Genomic DNA, 15,496 nt, shown 5'->3' with positions numbered 1-15,496 from the left:
TTTTGGGGGGTGGGGGTCCCTGCCCCCGTCCCTCGGGTTGAGCCGAGGGAAGGAGTCCTTCACGCGCGACCACTGTGCCTGCTGGTGCACCTGCGACCACAGCGGCGGCTCTAACGACCCAAATCACTCACGACCGCCTGTACCGGCGCCACCTCGGTCACGCCCGGCTGCCCGGGACGCTACTTCGGCTTGACCATCACGATCCCGTCCGCGGCCGCCAGGGTGATCGGAGATGACGAAGGTGGGAGGGGCGACGAAGGCGGCGCGGAGGAGGTCGGCGCGGTGCGGGCGCCCGCCACGACGAGTCCTTCAGGCGGCGTCACGGTCTTAGCCGCCGACGTGGGGTTCACCGCGACCCAGCCGCCGGTGAAGGTCCGGGTCCACACCCCGTTGGGCTGCCGCCCCGCCGCGTCGACCGCTTCCCCGAGGTCGTTGTCCTGCAGGGCAGACCATTCGGGATCGCGGTAATCGTCCGTGGTGGCCGGGGTCCAGCACGTCCGCGGACCGGCCAGCAACGCGGCACTCGCGTATCCCGCCCGGTGCTGTTGAGCCGACCTCGTCCGGGTGACCAGCAGCAACAGTGACTCCCCGAGCGCGGCCTGAGCCCGCAGCTCCTGGAACTCGTTGCCGCGGAAGGTGAGCAGCCCGCCGGTACCGCCGTCCTCGCGGAATCCGAAGTTCTCCTCCATCGCACCACCGAACCGGGAATGCGCCGTCCACCTCCCCGGCAGCAGATGCGTCTCCGACACGTTCGGCACGAACAACTTCCCCGCCTTCTGCACGGCGTCCCCGATCAGCGAAAGGAAGGCGTCGAGCCCGTCACGCAGCTTCCGATCGGTTTCCGCCTCGGTCGTCGTACCGGCGAGGATCGCCGTCGAGTAGTGACTCAGGGAGTTGAAGTCGTTGTCCGCCAGGATCCCGTCCCAGCCCTCCCTGGTCACTTCCGCCATCACGGCGGAGGTCCACGCCTTCTGGTAGGCCGGGTCCCACACCGTCATCTGCCAGTGCTTCGGGTAGCCCTGCCATTCGATGCGCTGCCCTCGGCTGTCGGCCGCGAACCATTCGGGATGCGTGCGCTGCGCCGCGACGTAACCGATCCCGCTCGGCAGGAATTCGGCGTCCTCACCCCCGTTCACCGCACCCGCGTAATTGCGGGTGCTGGACAAATCCTTGTAGACGAGCACCTTGATCCGCGGATTGAGCTCCCGCAGCGTCCGCATCGCCGCGGCCTGGTCGGCGTTGAGCACCACGACGTCGTACCGCCGGGCGGCCAGCCTCAGTTCGTCCGCCGTCGGCGGCTGCCCGATCCCGTACCACCACGCGCACGGCGCCAGCGGTTTCGGCGGTGGTGCCGCCGACTCGTCCGCCGAACTGGCCAAGCATCCGGCGGCCAGTGCCACTGCGGCGCAACCGGCGGCGAGCCGGAGGACGACCGGGCGTTCGAACGTCAGCGCCGCCTTCGGCAAAACAGTTCTCCCATCGTGAGGATGATGATCTTGACGTCCAGCCAGAGTGACCAGTTGGCGATGTAGTAGTTGTCGTACCGGGCACGGTCGGCGATCGAGGTGTCCCCACGCAGACCGTGGACCTGCGCGAGCCCGGTCAACCCCGTCGGCACCCGATGGCGGGCCCAGTAGAGGTCGTGGACGGCGGAGAACTCCTCGACGAACACCGGCCGCTCCGGCCGCGGTCCGACCAGGACCATGTCCCCGCGCACCACGTTCCACAGCTGCGGCAGCTCGTCCAAAGAGGACTTTCGCAAAAACCGGCCGACGGGGCCGACCCGGTGATCGCCGGCCACCGACCAGCGGGTCGCCGAATCGTCGACCGTCTCCTGCCGGACACTGCGCAGCTTGTAAAGCAGGAAGGTGCGGCCGTCCACGCCAACGCGCACTTGGCGGAAGATCACCGGGAACCCGCTCTCCAGCAGGACCGCGGCCGCGCACAACGCGATGACCGGCGCCAGCCCGACGAGCGCGACGGCGGCCAGCACGGTCTCGATCACGCGCTTGAGCAACCAGCTCGGCCGCCGGGTCGGCGACCCGGCCAGCCGCATGAGCGGATAGCTCCGAAGCCGGTCGACTTCGAGTTTGTCGGGGCAGAGCGCGAACAGCCGGGGCAGGACCAGGGTGACGCAGCCGAGCCGGTGCGCCGTGACAGCCGCGTCGACGGCGGAGCTGTCGTCTTCTCCGGTGTGTGCGAGCACGACCGTCCCCGCACCATGCCGGACGATGGCATCGGCCAGCCCGTCGCGGACCACCTCCACCGGGAGCGTGGAAGTCTTCGCGACCGGGCCGGAGGACACGAATCCCACCGGCAGTAGGCCGAATTCCGGATGCCGCAACATCGTGCGGATCAGGTCGCCGCCACTGTCCTGGGCACCGACCACGATGGCGCGGTCACAGCGCCGGAGCCGTTTGCGCCCCCATCGCCCCAAGGCGAACACCCACGGCCGCATGCCTTCGCTCAGTGCGGCGAATCCGAGCACCAGCCAGTGAAGCGAGGTCATTCCCGCTTCCACCGGCCGTGTCACCGCCACGAAGCACGTGATCGCCACGAACGCGAGCAGGGAAGTACCCACCGACCGCGGCAAATCCTGCAGCCAGGACAACCACAGCCGTCGCCGGTGAACCCGTCCGGTGACCCGGGCGCCCGCCAGGATCGTTCCGGCCAGAAGTGCTTGAGGCACAGTCACTCCGGCGATCCGCGCCGCCATCAGCCACGCGACGACGTCGACCACGACGAGCACTACCACGACGGCGTTCACCCGTGCCAGCAACGGACGTCTCCGCCTGGTGGCCGCCGGTCGGCGGTACGACCGGTGCCGCAGTGCTCCGGCGACTGCCGGAGTCCTCAGTTCGGTCACCACGCCGATCCTCGCCGGGATGGGTGAACTTGTCCGGCCGGACCCCGCCGGACTCTGCGTGACGAACGGAAATCCCGTCCGCCGCCAGATCCACGGGGGATCGATTTCGTCATCACGATGAATTTCCACTTTCGTCACAAGCCACCCAATCGGACCAAGTCCTGTTCGGTCCGCCGTCTTTTTCCTCGGTTCTCGCCCGGCAGACCCGATCGGACGAACGGGGTGGACCCACCTTTCAGGGGATACCGGTGAACAGATTGTGTTTTCAGGGGCAACCCTCCTTTCGGGGGATCTAGGGCGACCCTAAAGAAAGGGTTCAACATAGCCGAATATGAGCTGTCGGCCGAACCGAGGTTCGCGGCCGCTGGGGCCATTTCGAGTAGTCGAAGGGGATACGTGTCAGCGAATGAGACCGCTCTGGCCATGAGAGCGGAACCGGACCGTGAAAGGGCACGGACCACTGGACGGGCGCATGTCGTTCTGCCCGCGTTCAACGAAGAAACGGCCTTGCCCGTTCTGCTGGAACGGCTCGCCGAGGCCGCCCTCACCGAGGAGCTCACCGTTTGGGTGGTGGACGACGGTTCGTCCGATCGCTCCGCGGCCGTGGCCGAATCCGGATTCGGCGGACTGGAAGTGCGCGTCGTACGGCACGCGGTCAACCTCGGCCTCGGTCGCGCCGTGCAAACCGGTCTCCGTGCCGCGCTGGAAGAATCGGGTGCCGACGACATCATCGTCGTCATGGACGCCGACGACACCCACGATCCCGGCTTGATCCGCCGGTTGCGTGAAGAGATCGCCGCCGGCGCGGATGTCGCCATTTGTTCCCGGTTCGTCCCCGGCGGTGATGATCGGACCGCGCCACCGGTCAGGCGGTTGCTTTCCCGTGGCGCCGCCCAGCTTTTCCGGCGCTCCCTGGCTGTCGACGGGGTCCGCGACTTCACCAGCGGTTACCGCGCCTATCGCGCGACGCTGCTCGAGAGGGCCTCGGCTCACTGGGGCGACCGGCTCATCGAAGAGCAGGGATTCGCGTGCATGGTGGAGCTTCTGCTCAAGCTCCGTCACTGCAGGCCGGTGATCAAGGAGGTTCCGCTCGCCCTGCGCTACGACCGCAAGCGGGGGCCGAGCAAGCTGAAACTCCGGCGGACTCTCGTGCAATACCTGAAACTGCTCATCCGCGACCGGCTCAGCCCAGCGCCGTACCGGAAGCTGTGATCCTCCGGTGACAACCACGTTCTCTTCTTCCGTCGCGGTGATCGGCGGCGGAATCTGTGGCCTGGCCACAGCTCATCGGCTCGCCCGCCGCGGGGTCCGGGTCACCCTGCTCGAGGCCAGTGACCAGCTCGGCGGGCTCGGCACGTTCTTCCCGTACGGCGGTCAGGCGGTGGAACGGTTCTACCACTGCGTCATGCCGACTGACGCCGATCTCCTCGCCCTGCTGGACGAGGTGGGCTTGAAGGACGTCGTGCGCTGGCGGAAGACGACGATGGGCATGGTCGTCGACGGCCGCCATCATCGTTTCAATTCCGCCCTCGACCTGCTGCGGTTCACCCCGTTGCGGCTCCACGAGCGGGTTCGCTTCGGCCTGGCGTCCTTGCTGCTGCGGCGGTGGGGAAACGGCCGGAACCTCGACCTGCTCCGCACCGAGGACTGGCTGCGCGGACTCTACGGCCGCCGTATCTGGGAAGAGTTCTTCGCGCCGATGTTCGGCTCGAAGTTCGGTGCCTCCTTCGGTGACGTCCCCGCCCTGTACCTGTGGCAGCGGCTGGGACGTGAACGAAATGTCGCGACGCGCGGATACCCCGACGGGGGATACAGAACGATTATCGACGCGCTTCGAGCGTCCATTGAGGACGCGGGCGGGACGATTCGCCTGTCGGCACCGGTCCACCGGCTGCGCGGCACCACTGACGGCTGCTCACTCACGCTGTCCGACGGTGAGGTGCTCGACGTGGACAAGGTGGTGTCGACCGTGCCGCTGCCACAGTTGCGCCGGCTCGCCGACGACGAACTCGTGGAGCGCCTGCCGGAAAGCGATCTCCGGTATCAGGGGGTGGTCACCGGCGTGTTCTTCCTTCGCCGGCGGCTGAGCGGACATTATTGGACACCGGTGTTGCGCTCCGGTACGGGATTCGACGGCGTGGTGGAAATGTCCGCCCTCACCGGTACCGAAATACACGGCGGCGCGGAACTCGTCTACGTCATGCGCTACACCGACCGGTCATCCCGCCTCTACCGCGGCGAGCCGGACCGTATCGCCGCGCGATGGACGGAGCAGCTCAGGGAACTCTTCCCCGAACTACGCCCGGAGGACGTCGAATCCGTGCGGGTGTTCAAGGCACCGTTCGTCGAGCCGGTGTATCCCCTGGGATACCTGGCGGCACGGCCACCCGTCACGGTCGACGGCACGAACCTGTTCTTGGCGACCACCGCCCACGTGTACCCGGATGTCACGAGCTGGAACTCGAGCGTCAAGCTCGCGAACCGGGTGACAGGCCTTCTTTTCGAGAGCCTCGGACGGCAGGACGCCGGTGAGCGGGTGCTGTGAGCGACTCACCGCGGCGAGGTCATTCCCTCGATGGCGTCGACGATCCGACGCGAGGCCGCCCCATCACCGTAGGGTGAAGGGATGTGCCGCAGCCGTTCGCGGTGCCCGGCCACGTCGTCCAGCCACGCTGCCGCCTCCGCACCGATCCCCGGCCCAGGTGGCACGAGTGTCCCGAAGTCACCGGAGATCTCCGGGCGCTCGGTACTCCGGCGAACCACGATCACCGGTCGTTTCAGCACACTCACTTCTTCTTGGATACCGCCGGAATCCGAGATGATGAGCGCCGCTTCGGCGGCCAGTGCGAGGAAAGCGGGATAAGCCTGTGGTTCGAGTACCAGGAGTGGGACGAGGAGCCGGGTCAGGCCGAACCGCCGCACGCTCTTGCTCGTCCGGGGATGCAACGGCAACACCACCGGAGGCGGCAACCTGCCGAGTTCTCGCAGGATCTCCGACAGCCGTGCGGGATCGTCCACGTTCTCCGGCCGATGGAGCGTCGCGAGAACGTATCCGTCCCGGCGCAATCCGCGAACGGACAGGAGGTCGGCCCTGGCCGCCGCGGGCGGGAGCCCGGCCAGAAGCGCCTCGACGACCGTGTTGCCGGTGACCGCGATCCGCTCGGCGGAAATGTTCTCGGCGACCAGGTTTCGCCGATTGAGCTCGGTCGGAGCACAGCAGAGATCGGCGAGATGGTCGATGAGGACACGGTTGTGTTCCTCGGGCATCGCCCGGTCATGACTACGCAGCCCGGCTTCGACGTGCACGAGCGGGAGTTCCCTGGCGTTCGCCGCCAGCGCCCCGGCGAGCGCGGACGTCGTGTCACCCTGTACCAGCACCACCGGACGAGGGAACTCGGCCAGTGCCTTGTCGACAGCGCCGATCGCTTGGCCGAGCTGGGCGGCACGGCCGTCGACGGTCACGCCGAGTTCGCGAAACCGGTTGGACGACGGCAAGTCCGCGCGGATACGCGAGTACAACGACTCGTCGTAGTGTTGTCCCGTGTAGACAACCGCACAACCGTCACCGAGGTACTTCATCAACGGGGACAGTTTGATGAGCTCCGGCCGCGTCCCGCAGACCAGCACGACGCCACCGGCCTTCGCCTGCCGTCGCGACCGGGTGAGCAAATCTGCCCGCACTTCCAGTGGCGCGCCGGCACCGGTGACGATCGACATACAGAGGTCCTTTCGGCTTCGGTCCGCACGCACGCTACCCACCGATACCACCGGCGACGCCGCGATCAATCCATTGTGTGATCCGGTTGCGGCACCCACCAGAAAACACTCCACTCGAATAGGGTGAACCGATCGAGTGCTTACACAGAATGGGAACTCCTTGCTCAAGAAATACCTCGCCCTGACGGCCGTGGTGCTCGCGGCCGCGGTCACCACGGCCATTCCGCGTTCGGACGCCGCACCGGGCTTTCTGCTCCCCGATCTCCGTCAGGCACCACCAGGATGCGCCGGCGGATTCTCCGGTGATCCGATCGACTGCACCGCTTGGGACGTGTGCATGGTGATCGATCCGGCCGCGCCGAACGGCCGCTGTGTTCTTCCCGTCGCCGCGAAAGCCGTCAGGATCCGCTTCACCAGCTCAGAAGAGAACATCGGCGACGGACCGTTGCTGCTCTACGGCCGACGCGCCGACACGACGCAACCCCGCATGTCCGTCCGGCAGGCCTTGCGCGACGCCAAGGACGGGTCCATCCCCACCGACTACGCCTCCGCACAGGGGTCGACCCACGCCTTCACCTACTACGAACCGGCCATGGCCCATCAGCACTGGCACTTGATGAACTTCGAACATTTCGCGCTGACGTCGAAACGAGGTGAAGTCGTCGTCACCGACCGCAAGAACGGGTTCTGCCTCGGCGACCGGTTCTCCATCGCCGACCCCGTCAAGCCGGCCCGTGTTCCGGGGACCACCGGCCCCGACGCGGAACTCGCCAAACGTCTCCGCGCGAACAACTGCCGTCATCACGAACCGGACGCACTCGACGTCGTCGAAGGGATTTCCGTCGGGTCAGGCGACGACTACAAATACGACGTCGACTTCCAGTGGCTGGACATCACCAACGTGCCCTCTGGCCTCTACACACTCGTGAACACGGTGAACGGCGACCGCACGCTGACGGAGACGGATTACGGGAACAATTCCTCGTCCGTAGCACTGTCGATCGAGTGGCCGGATGGCAAGCCCGGGTTGTCCGGAGCCCTCTCGCGGGGACCGGTCGTCAAATTCCTCCGCAGTTGCCCTGGAACGGCACTCTGCAATTAACGTGAATGGCAATTAACGTGAATCGCCTCGGCCCGGCGGTGTGGCCAGGCTACCCGGACCGTGCCGGGCGCCTGGCCTCATCCATCGGATGACCGCATCGGGCAACAGAAAAGCCGCCGCGTGGAAAAATCTCCACGCGGCGGCTTCGACGTCAGTTACTCAGTTTCCTTGCATGGTCCCGCCGTCTACGATGTTGCCGCTGGCGCAGTTGTCCGGGGTGCCGCCTTCAGCCTCCGTCGCGCCGGGGGAGAGGACCGGAATGGCGATGCCTTCGGCGACATCGCGGACCGGGACCTGGACCCCGAGGACGTTGATGTTGTTGTCGCAGACGCCGCCGACGACATTGAGGTTGTGGACCACGTCGAGATTCTGGACGTTGGCGAGACCGACCTGGTCGTTGTGGTCGACCGGGTAGTCCGCGACGGCGGTGCCCGCCGCGGAGGCGGTTCCACCGGCGATCGCCATTCCGGCGGCGAGGGCGGTGGCGACGAAGCCGAGTTGCTTGATCATGTGAAAGTTTCCTAAGGATATTGCCGCACAGGACACCCCGGCGGACGAGAGAGCCGGGGCGGTGCGTAGGCGTTCGGTGTGCTCCGGCGAGGTCGGTCATGGCTCGATCGCGCCGGGTGGAGACGGCCCGTGCCCCGGCCGCCTTCCGTACACGTGGGGCAACCGTGGCACTGAGTCTTTCTAGTTGTCCTGCACCGTGCCACCGTCGGTCACGGCACTCGCGGCGCAGTTGTACGGCGAAGTGCCTTCGGCCTCGTGCGAGCCCGGCGAGAGAATCGGCACCCCGATACCGTTGAGCGAGTCACGGATCGGCACCTGCACGCCGAGCACGTTCACGTCGTTGCCGCACAGACCGAGCGTGCCGTTCACGTTGTGCAGCACGTCGGTGTTGTTCACGTTGACCAGGCCGACCTGGGTGTTGTGGTCATAACCGTAGTAGTCGTGGTCATGACCGGGGTATTCGTCAGAGACAGTATCGGCGGACGCGACACCACCGACGATGAAGGCTCCGGCGGCGATCGCAGTCGCGACAAAGCCGATCTTCTTCAGCATTTGGGAATCTCCTAGATTCGAAGATCGCATCGGACGGGGACGTCAAGCAGTGTTTCTTCCCCTGCGACGAGGAAAACGTACTGACAACGCACGATCTTCTCCATTTGGTGCCACCATCGTGTAGGTACCGCGATGCCCTGAACACGAGGCATGTGGTCCGATCGGGTTACCCGCTTCTCCTGCGCCCCAGGCATTCGATCCTCTCGGTCAGGTCGTTCCACAGTTCTCACCCACTCCGGTCGCAGCCGGAATCCTCGACCACGCCACCGGATCCCATGCGATTACTCCGAAAGAGACCGCCCCTGACGCCCGAACCTGCGACACTCTCACTCGTTCGGATTGCCTGCTTACCTTTCCCGTAAACGGATTTCCCAGCATCCTCGCCACCCCGCACTCCGATGACCAGCCGAAACCTTTTTACGGACACGAAGTCCCCGGCTCTGGACCCCCCTCATCGGGTGTATTGTCCCAAAAAAGTGCCGCACCTCTGATCGCCGGATGGCCGCGCACCCCTGTTGATCCCTCGAACAAACGGAGGATGTGGTGGTGAACGCCCTTGTCCTGGACGGCCGACGTGAACCGCGTGAGCGCATGGTCCGTTTGCTCGCCAACGCGCCGGGGATGCAGCGCGTCGGATCTGCCGGGACCAGCACCGAACTGATCGCCAAATTTCGTATCCTGCCGTCGAATACGGTCTTTTTGAGCGCCCGCGTACGAACGGACGTCCTGACGGAGACGATCAAGACGATCGTCATGCTCCGGCCCGGCACAGCGATCGTGGTATTCGGTGCGCCGGAATCGGCCTCCCTCGCGATCGATGCGATCAGGGAGGGAGCATCCGCGTTCCTGGCCTGTGAAGCGAGCAGTACGAGCACCGGGTCGGTCAGTACCCTGCCCGGCTCTTTCTCACTGCCGAGGCCCCGTGCCACGGTGGAACAAGGGTCGGCCTTGTCCAAGCGGGAGATCGAAGTACTGCGAGGGATAAGCCTCGGCAAAACGAACAACGAGATCGGCAGTGATCTGCACCTCGCGGAGGACACGGTGAAAACCCACGCACAACGACTGTTCAGGAAGCTGGCCGCCACCGACCGCGCGCACGCGGTCGGACAAGCGATGCGCAAGAATCTCATCAGCTAATGTCGCGTGCCCCCGCTTGAAGTACATGAAGGCCCCCTTCCTTGCGCCTGACGCAAGGAAGGGGGCCTTCATGTACTTCGAACCCTGCCGCTACTTCCGCAGGAGGTTCCCACCCGAACCGGTGAGCTGCTGCACAGCGCCGAGCAGGGGCAGATTCTGGGTCAGTGGGGCGACTTTACCGAGCACGGGCAAGCCGCCGTTCGTGGCCATGTTCGTGGGAAGAATCGACCCGCCGGCGGGCAAAAGCCCACCCACCAACGGAAGCCCGGAGGCAGGGGTGTCGGCACGCTGGGCATGGCCCGGTACGGCAGACACCGACGGCGTCGAGGCGGAGCCGGGAGTTCCGAGCTCGGTCGCGGTCTTCGGCGCATCGAGGTGGACAGCGGTCACCCTGGTACCCGAGCCGGCGTCAAGCGGATCGGTGGCGATGGTCGTATCGACCGGAGCGTGCGGTACCGCGAATTCGCCGTGGACGGGAAGGGCCGGCTTCCGCATCGGAAGCGAGTCGTGCACCTGCTCGACGCGCGAGAGAACCGGAAGGGTGGGCAACGCGGCAGCAGCCAGTTCGGCGCCCAGCGGTGCGTTCAGGTCCGGCTCCGGTGCCTCGCCCACGACCTCGCTGAGCCGCGACGGAAGGAAGTCCAGCAACGTCATCGGCACCGGGTAGATCGGCCCGACCGGGGTAGCGGTGGGCGGCACCGCCGCCGGAACATCGTTCACCACCGCGTCGGCGGTCGGCTGCAAGGAGTCCTCGTCGGCCGTGTCCACCTGCTGCACCGGCCGCGCCTGCTGCATGGCCTCGGTCAGCCCGCCGACCGCGGGGGCGACGATCTGATCCAGCGGGGAGGCAGGCAGATCGGGGTTGACGTTCTCGCTCGCCGAGGCGATACCCGTGCCCAGCATCAAGAGGCCACCGGTGGTCACCGTGGTCTGCAGAAGGTACTTCATCCAGTTTTGCATGACAAAACTCCTTTACTGACAAAGTGGGAAATACTTTGTGGCGTGCAGTTGAAATGGGTCGCGGACGACCGCTACGCGGAAAGGGACTACGGCATCGAACGCCGAAGGACAACGGCGATCGCCGAGGGAAAGCGACCACGCCCGGAAGAGGAAATCAACACCGAAGGCGTAGGTGGTCGCGACAGGGTCAGCCGGGTGTGACGTCCGGCCGGAGCACCACGGCCAGAGCGGCTTGGTGTCCAACATCGCTGTAGTCCAGCGAGATCCGATCGGCCCGTGCGGGACGACCGGGCATGACAGCGCCACTCACGTGGTCACCGCCGCATGCCGCGGCGAGAATTGTCGCCGTACCGCACAGTGACATCGGTGACCACGGGCGGAATCGATTTTCCCGCGGGTGACCGGACGTGTGCGCGCGCGACGCTGGGGACGAATGCTCGCCGGGAGACTCGTCCTGGCATGGTGCCGAGTGGGCGGTGCGGCCGCCTACCGCACCCGGGAAGTACGGGGCGGAGGAGGTGATCACCGAGTTCGACACCGGCGGGCCGGCAGCGGATGCCGTTGCCCCCACCAAGTCTCGACTGACCTCACTCGGCTGCTGCAGAACAGACGCGCCCAGGGTGAAGACAGCGTGACGGGCGGCCTCGTCGGCGGCCGTGACCACACTCACCATGTATTCGGCTGTGCCGTCGAGGCTTTTCACCGAGAGGACTTCGCGCTCGACGAGCGATGCGGCGCTCTTCGATTTCCTTGCCAGTGACGGCACCGCGGACGCGGGCAGCGACGGACTAGGCGCGGCGAAGAGCGGATCACCCGACAACACAGGTGCCACCGATTCCGGCGGATCGATCTCCACCGCGGTCATCGGAGCGATCCGTTCGGGGACTTCCTCGATCACGGGGATATCCGCCCTCGCGGTGACCTCGCCCGCGATCCATCCCACGACGGTCGCCGCGACCACGCCGCCCAGCAAGACGAGCACACGAGCCAGAAGACGCCCGACGCGCACCGCGTCGGTCATCTGGCTTCCCGTGTGCGTCACAGCTCCAACTTCCCTTGATCGTCAAGTCTCCGCATGGCCGACACCGTGTGTCGTTATCGCGGTGAATGTTAATTGCGACGCGTCTGGTGGCCACCGCGCACCCCTGCCGAAAACCGGCCGATGGCGGCGTGCGCATCCGATCAAGATCACTGATTCGAAGCTGACCAGCGACAATTCAATGAGTGCCATCGCGGTGACAATGTCAATACGCACCATGCCACTCCACTCGAATCGGTGACCATGAGACGGAATAGCGGGTATCCGTCGGTAACACGATCGGGGAAAACACCGTCGACGAGGCGGTCGAAATCGCCAACAGCACCGATCTCGGGCTCGGTGGCCTCGTGTTCTCCGCCGACGTTGACGGATCGGCAGCGCGTGCACGGCGCCCTGGGACTGCCAGGAAAATTTCGCGCTGAGTTCCTCGGCTCGATCCGGCCTGAGATGTGCCGCCGCGTCGAGGTCGCCTGATTTGAAGGAGGCTCGACCGACCGAACTTCGGTGCGGCCCAGCGCTGAGGGGTAAGCGACCGGGCCGGGGGCTGGAACCCTTGATCGCCTACGTATGGGCCAATTGCCGGGATCTGGCGTGGCGCCGACGCGCGGCGAGGCGGCCCCACAGCGACGCGGCGCCGATGGAGACGGCCAGCAGCGTGATGCTGCCTACGATGTCGAGAACGTAGTGGTTCCCCGTGGCGAGCACGGTTGCCACCATGAGCAGCGGAAACAACCATGACAACAGCGCCAGGCGTGGATGTGCGCCCCGGAGCGCGGACCACACGGCGTACGCGCACCACAGCGACCAGCCGACGTGCATGCTGGGCATGGCCGTGTAGTGGCTGGGATTCGTCCAATTATGCCGGGATGCCTGATCCAAGATGTCGTACCTGGCAACAATGTCGACGGCACCCGGCAGAGCAGAGCGCGGTGGCGACATCGGCACCGCCCAGTAGATCGGCAGGACGAGGACCATCATCGCGATCATCGTTCGACGGACCTTGCGGTAGACGTCGGCGTGCCGGATGAACACCCACAGCAGTGTGCCGGCGATTACCGCGTAGTACAGCCTGTACAGGTACACCGCCAGCTGGCTGAGGACCGGATTCCCGGCTAGCCAGTCGTTCGCGCTCCGCTCGATGGCGATGTGCAGCGTGTGTTCCGTGGACTGGAGGGCCAGCGCATTGGCGTTGGCGGCCGCGAGGTCTTTGCCTACAGCGGCGTCGAGACGTGTGAAGAGCAGAAACCAGAGCAGCAGAACGATCAGTTCGACAAGCACCCCAGGTCGCTCTCCGATACCGCGGAAGAGCACGCTTGCCCAGGTTCGCTCAGGCGGGCTCGACCGTCCGAGAGAGGCCGCCGTGGGCTCCTTGCCGACGTCGGCTATCGGCCAAAAACGTCGACGTTTGCCGTCTGGCGGCGGATTCATGCGGTCACCATACCCGACTACAGCAGGCCGCCGACATCTTCGATCACGACGGCATTCCCCGGCTCGTCCTGATCACCTGCGGCGGGGGCGTCGCGGTCGGGGACGAAAGGCAAGACGGCGATCATCAACACATCACGATCGGCAACGACTGGCAGCCCGACGACACCCCGCTCACCGGCCCCGCAATCTTGACAACCTCGTCAACGAAGTGCGTCTACGCATCACGTACAGTGACAGCGAGAACTTCTCGTATGGTATAGGTTCCCATTATCCCCGCACGACCACGACGCTATGCAGCTTGGCAAAAGAGGGTTCACGGAGCTGCGCTGGTAGGACTTGTTTCGAGACACCGATAGATGCTGGCCTACCCCTGTTTGACGTACTCGCGGCCTTCCTCACCGCACGCGCGCAGAGTCGGGAAGTTGCCACCGAACGACCAATACAACGCGGCCTTCCAGCATGGCGCCAGAGATTGCCGCGAACCAACACCGGTCGCAATCGACCTTGAACTAAATCTCGTCAAAGATTCTGTCCAGATTCAGGCAGCAGAATGCAGCACTGGATGCCATGCCAACCACTCGATCGACATGACTGGACCGGTGGAGCTAGTCAGAACGGCTAGCTTCACCGGTCCAGACTTTGCCTGTCCCACTATTTCGCAACCGCATGTGGTGCCGGTACCAAAATGGGCGACGGCCGCATGCCCGATTCAATCCATTACCTTTAAGACCGGGCGCACTAGAATGGCCCTGACCATCGTCGTTCGGCGCCTTTCGATAAGGGTTTTCGACGAACCTTCTGTCGCCTACGGGAACGTAGGCAACCCTGAGTTCGTCACCGGGGATGGCGTTGTAAATGTTGCCCCGGTACATCCAGGCACCCCGTGTCGAGGACCAACACTTCTCGAGCACGATGTTCGAGCTGTAGAAAACTCGTGAGACTGGACCGCGATCGGCGCGACCGGCAGGGAAAGAAATCCAGTGTCACGACGGGGCCCTTTTTCTGCCAGTCGACAATTACCCCTTCACATAACCCGCCCACATCGCATTGGGCTGACCTGCACAGTCCCACTGCTGAGCGATCGCACCATCGACGGAACTGGCGCCGGCAATCTCAAGACACTTATTGCTGTAATAGTTTACAAAAGCGATATACGCCACACCATTGTGATTCGCTGGGATTGCTTTCCAGTATGCACTGGCCTGGTTCACGCAGTCCCAGATCTGCGCCTTGGCGCCGTTGTGCGTAGCGTAGTTTGCGATCTCCAGGCACTTCCCAGGGTGTGACCGAGATGCGAAATAATAGTAGGGATTACCGTCTATGTACTTCTCGTAGAGATCCCAATAGGCGGCGTCCTGATCCTCACAGTTCCACTGCTGAACCCGCGCCCCGTTGTGCCCATCATTGTTGTAGCGGTCCAGACACTTCCCGCTGGCCGCGTTCACAAAATAGGCACCCGTGCCGAGCGCGGCCGATATTTCGCTCACTTGCACGGGCGTGCCGCCGGCTGACGACGTAGCTGAGGCAGGCGACGCTAGTGGCATCGCGGCCCACAGCGCCGCCAAGACGAACGCCGCGATCATGGACCATGAACTCAACTTTCCATGCACCTGTACAACCTCCTTCAGTCGCGGACGAGATTGCCCGCGACTACAACATCTAGCGGGCAGGAGGTTGTCTGGCTTCGACGCGGACAAGAAGACAAACAACCGGCTCGCAGGGCTAGTTCGTATCGCGGCGCAGTGGGGTGTCGAAGATTGGCGATAGGACATCGACCGGAATGTCTTGATGCGCAGACTGGCGGTGTCGACGGTAAGCGGCAGCCGGCATGACGAGATGCCCTGGTGGCAAACCGCTGTCACTCACCCGTAAACGTCATACAGGTCGTCAGGCCAATCGGCCGAAGCGCCACTGGTCCACATGCCAAGACAATCGCGACAGCGCGAAAATGTGGTCCCGACATGCGCTGATGCGCTTGTCAGCGCTGTGCACCTACTGTGTCGCGGCCGAAACAGAGGCAACTCTGCCTGGCCGAGCCCTGCCTCGGTCTCAAGGGCTACTCGTGCTCAACCCTTTGAGGGATCCGGCGTTCGCGCCGAGCTGTTGTACTGCGTGTGGTTGTCAGGCGTCGGCGCTGTCGCCGGACAACCAGCGCCATGACAACGTGGGGGGACGTTCGATGCCA

The 15,496-nt window shown here is 65.0% G+C and carries 14 protein-coding genes; 5 read left to right on the top strand and 9 right to left on the bottom strand.

The annotated features are described in order from the left end of the window. Positions 1 to 179 precede the first annotated feature (179 nt). Together AB0M65_RS13830 and AB0M65_RS13825 are read right to left on the bottom strand one after the other, a co-directional pair. A complete protein-coding gene (locus AB0M65_RS13830; protein WP_364026414.1) occupies positions 180 to 1,466 on the bottom strand; it encodes a putative glycoside hydrolase family 15 protein in 1,287 nt (428 codons plus the stop codon). Continuing rightward, on the bottom strand, positions 1,448 to 2,866 hold the full coding sequence (locus AB0M65_RS13825; protein WP_364026411.1) for a sugar transferase: 1,419 nt from the start codon (positions 2,864 to 2,866) through the stop codon (positions 1,448 to 1,450). The genes AB0M65_RS13830 and AB0M65_RS13825 overlap by 19 nt, the downstream gene beginning before the upstream one ends. A gap of 423 nt (positions 2,867 to 3,289) precedes the next feature. On the opposite strand from AB0M65_RS13825, the gene AB0M65_RS13820 reads away from it, so the two are divergent. Together AB0M65_RS13820 and AB0M65_RS13815 are read left to right on the top strand one after the other, a co-directional pair. Further along, positions 3,290 to 4,078, top strand: a complete 789-nt coding sequence (locus AB0M65_RS13820) for a glycosyltransferase (RefSeq protein ID WP_364026408.1) — start codon at positions 3,290 to 3,292, stop codon at positions 4,076 to 4,078. 7 nt (positions 4,079 to 4,085) lie between these two features. Continuing rightward, entirely contained in the window at positions 4,086 to 5,411 is a 1,326-nt protein-coding gene (locus AB0M65_RS13815) for an NAD(P)/FAD-dependent oxidoreductase (protein WP_364026405.1), read from the top strand. Between the two features lie 5 nt (positions 5,412 to 5,416). Here AB0M65_RS13815 and wecB read toward each other — a convergent pair whose 3' ends face one another. Then, positions 5,417 to 6,583, bottom strand: a complete 1,167-nt coding sequence (gene wecB, locus AB0M65_RS13810; protein WP_364026402.1) for a UDP-N-acetylglucosamine 2-epimerase (non-hydrolyzing) — start codon at positions 6,581 to 6,583, stop codon at positions 5,417 to 5,419. A gap of 136 nt (positions 6,584 to 6,719) precedes the next feature. Between wecB and AB0M65_RS13805 the strand changes: the two genes are divergently transcribed. Then, complete coding sequence (locus AB0M65_RS13805) at positions 6,720 to 7,685, top strand: lysyl oxidase family protein (RefSeq protein WP_364026399.1); 966 nt, start codon at positions 6,720 to 6,722, stop codon at positions 7,683 to 7,685. Positions 7,686 to 7,844: 159 nt separating this feature from the next. On the opposite strand, the gene AB0M65_RS13800 is transcribed toward AB0M65_RS13805, so the two are convergent. Together AB0M65_RS13800 and AB0M65_RS13795 are read right to left on the bottom strand one after the other, a co-directional pair. Then, a complete protein-coding gene (locus tag AB0M65_RS13800; protein WP_364026396.1) occupies positions 7,845 to 8,195 on the bottom strand; it encodes a hypothetical protein in 351 nt (116 codons plus the stop codon). A gap of 180 nt (positions 8,196 to 8,375) precedes the next feature. After that, positions 8,376 to 8,747 (bottom strand): hypothetical protein, encoded by a 372-nt coding sequence (locus tag AB0M65_RS13795; RefSeq protein WP_364026393.1) that lies wholly within the window; start codon positions 8,745 to 8,747, stop codon positions 8,376 to 8,378. A gap of 600 nt (positions 8,748 to 9,347) precedes the next feature. On the opposite strand from AB0M65_RS13795, the gene AB0M65_RS13790 reads away from it, so the two are divergent. Then, complete coding sequence (locus AB0M65_RS13790; RefSeq protein ID WP_364026390.1) at positions 9,348 to 9,884, top strand: response regulator transcription factor; 537 nt, start codon at positions 9,348 to 9,350, stop codon at positions 9,882 to 9,884. A gap of 90 nt (positions 9,885 to 9,974) precedes the next feature. On the opposite strand, the gene AB0M65_RS13785 is transcribed toward AB0M65_RS13790, so the two are convergent. Continuing rightward, positions 9,975 to 10,844 (bottom strand): hypothetical protein, encoded by an 870-nt coding sequence (locus AB0M65_RS13785; protein WP_364026387.1) that lies wholly within the window; start codon positions 10,842 to 10,844, stop codon positions 9,975 to 9,977. Positions 10,845 to 10,886: 42 nt separating this feature from the next. Here AB0M65_RS13785 and AB0M65_RS13780 point away from each other — a divergent pair, with 42 nt between their 5' ends. Continuing rightward, positions 10,887 to 11,045 (top strand): hypothetical protein, encoded by a 159-nt coding sequence (locus AB0M65_RS13780; RefSeq protein ID WP_364026384.1) that lies wholly within the window; start codon positions 10,887 to 10,889, stop codon positions 11,043 to 11,045. On the opposite strand, the gene AB0M65_RS13775 is transcribed toward AB0M65_RS13780, so the two are convergent. The 3 genes from AB0M65_RS13775 to AB0M65_RS13765 all read right to left on the bottom strand — a co-directional run bounded on the left by AB0M65_RS13775 (position 11,032) and on the right by AB0M65_RS13765 (position 14,921). Beyond that, a complete protein-coding gene (locus tag AB0M65_RS13775) occupies positions 11,032 to 11,865 on the bottom strand; it encodes a hypothetical protein (protein WP_364026381.1) in 834 nt (277 codons plus the stop codon). The two genes, AB0M65_RS13780 and AB0M65_RS13775, sit on opposite strands and share 14 nt — an antisense overlap. 579 nt (positions 11,866 to 12,444) lie before the next feature. Then, positions 12,445 to 13,311: a phosphatase PAP2 family protein gene (locus tag AB0M65_RS13770; RefSeq protein WP_364026378.1), complete on the bottom strand. Its 867-nt coding sequence runs from the start codon at positions 13,309 to 13,311 to the stop codon at positions 12,445 to 12,447. A gap of 1,016 nt (positions 13,312 to 14,327) precedes the next feature. Further along, positions 14,328 to 14,921, bottom strand: a complete 594-nt coding sequence (locus AB0M65_RS13765; protein WP_364026375.1) for an RICIN domain-containing protein — start codon at positions 14,919 to 14,921, stop codon at positions 14,328 to 14,330. Positions 14,922 to 15,496 lie beyond the last annotated feature (575 nt).

Origin of the sequence: Amycolatopsis sp. NPDC051071, from assembly GCF_040682875.1 — a bacterium.
GTDB lineage: Bacteria > Actinomycetota > Actinomycetes > Mycobacteriales > Pseudonocardiaceae > Amycolatopsis.
This window is presented reverse-complemented; position numbering and strand designations above follow the sequence as displayed.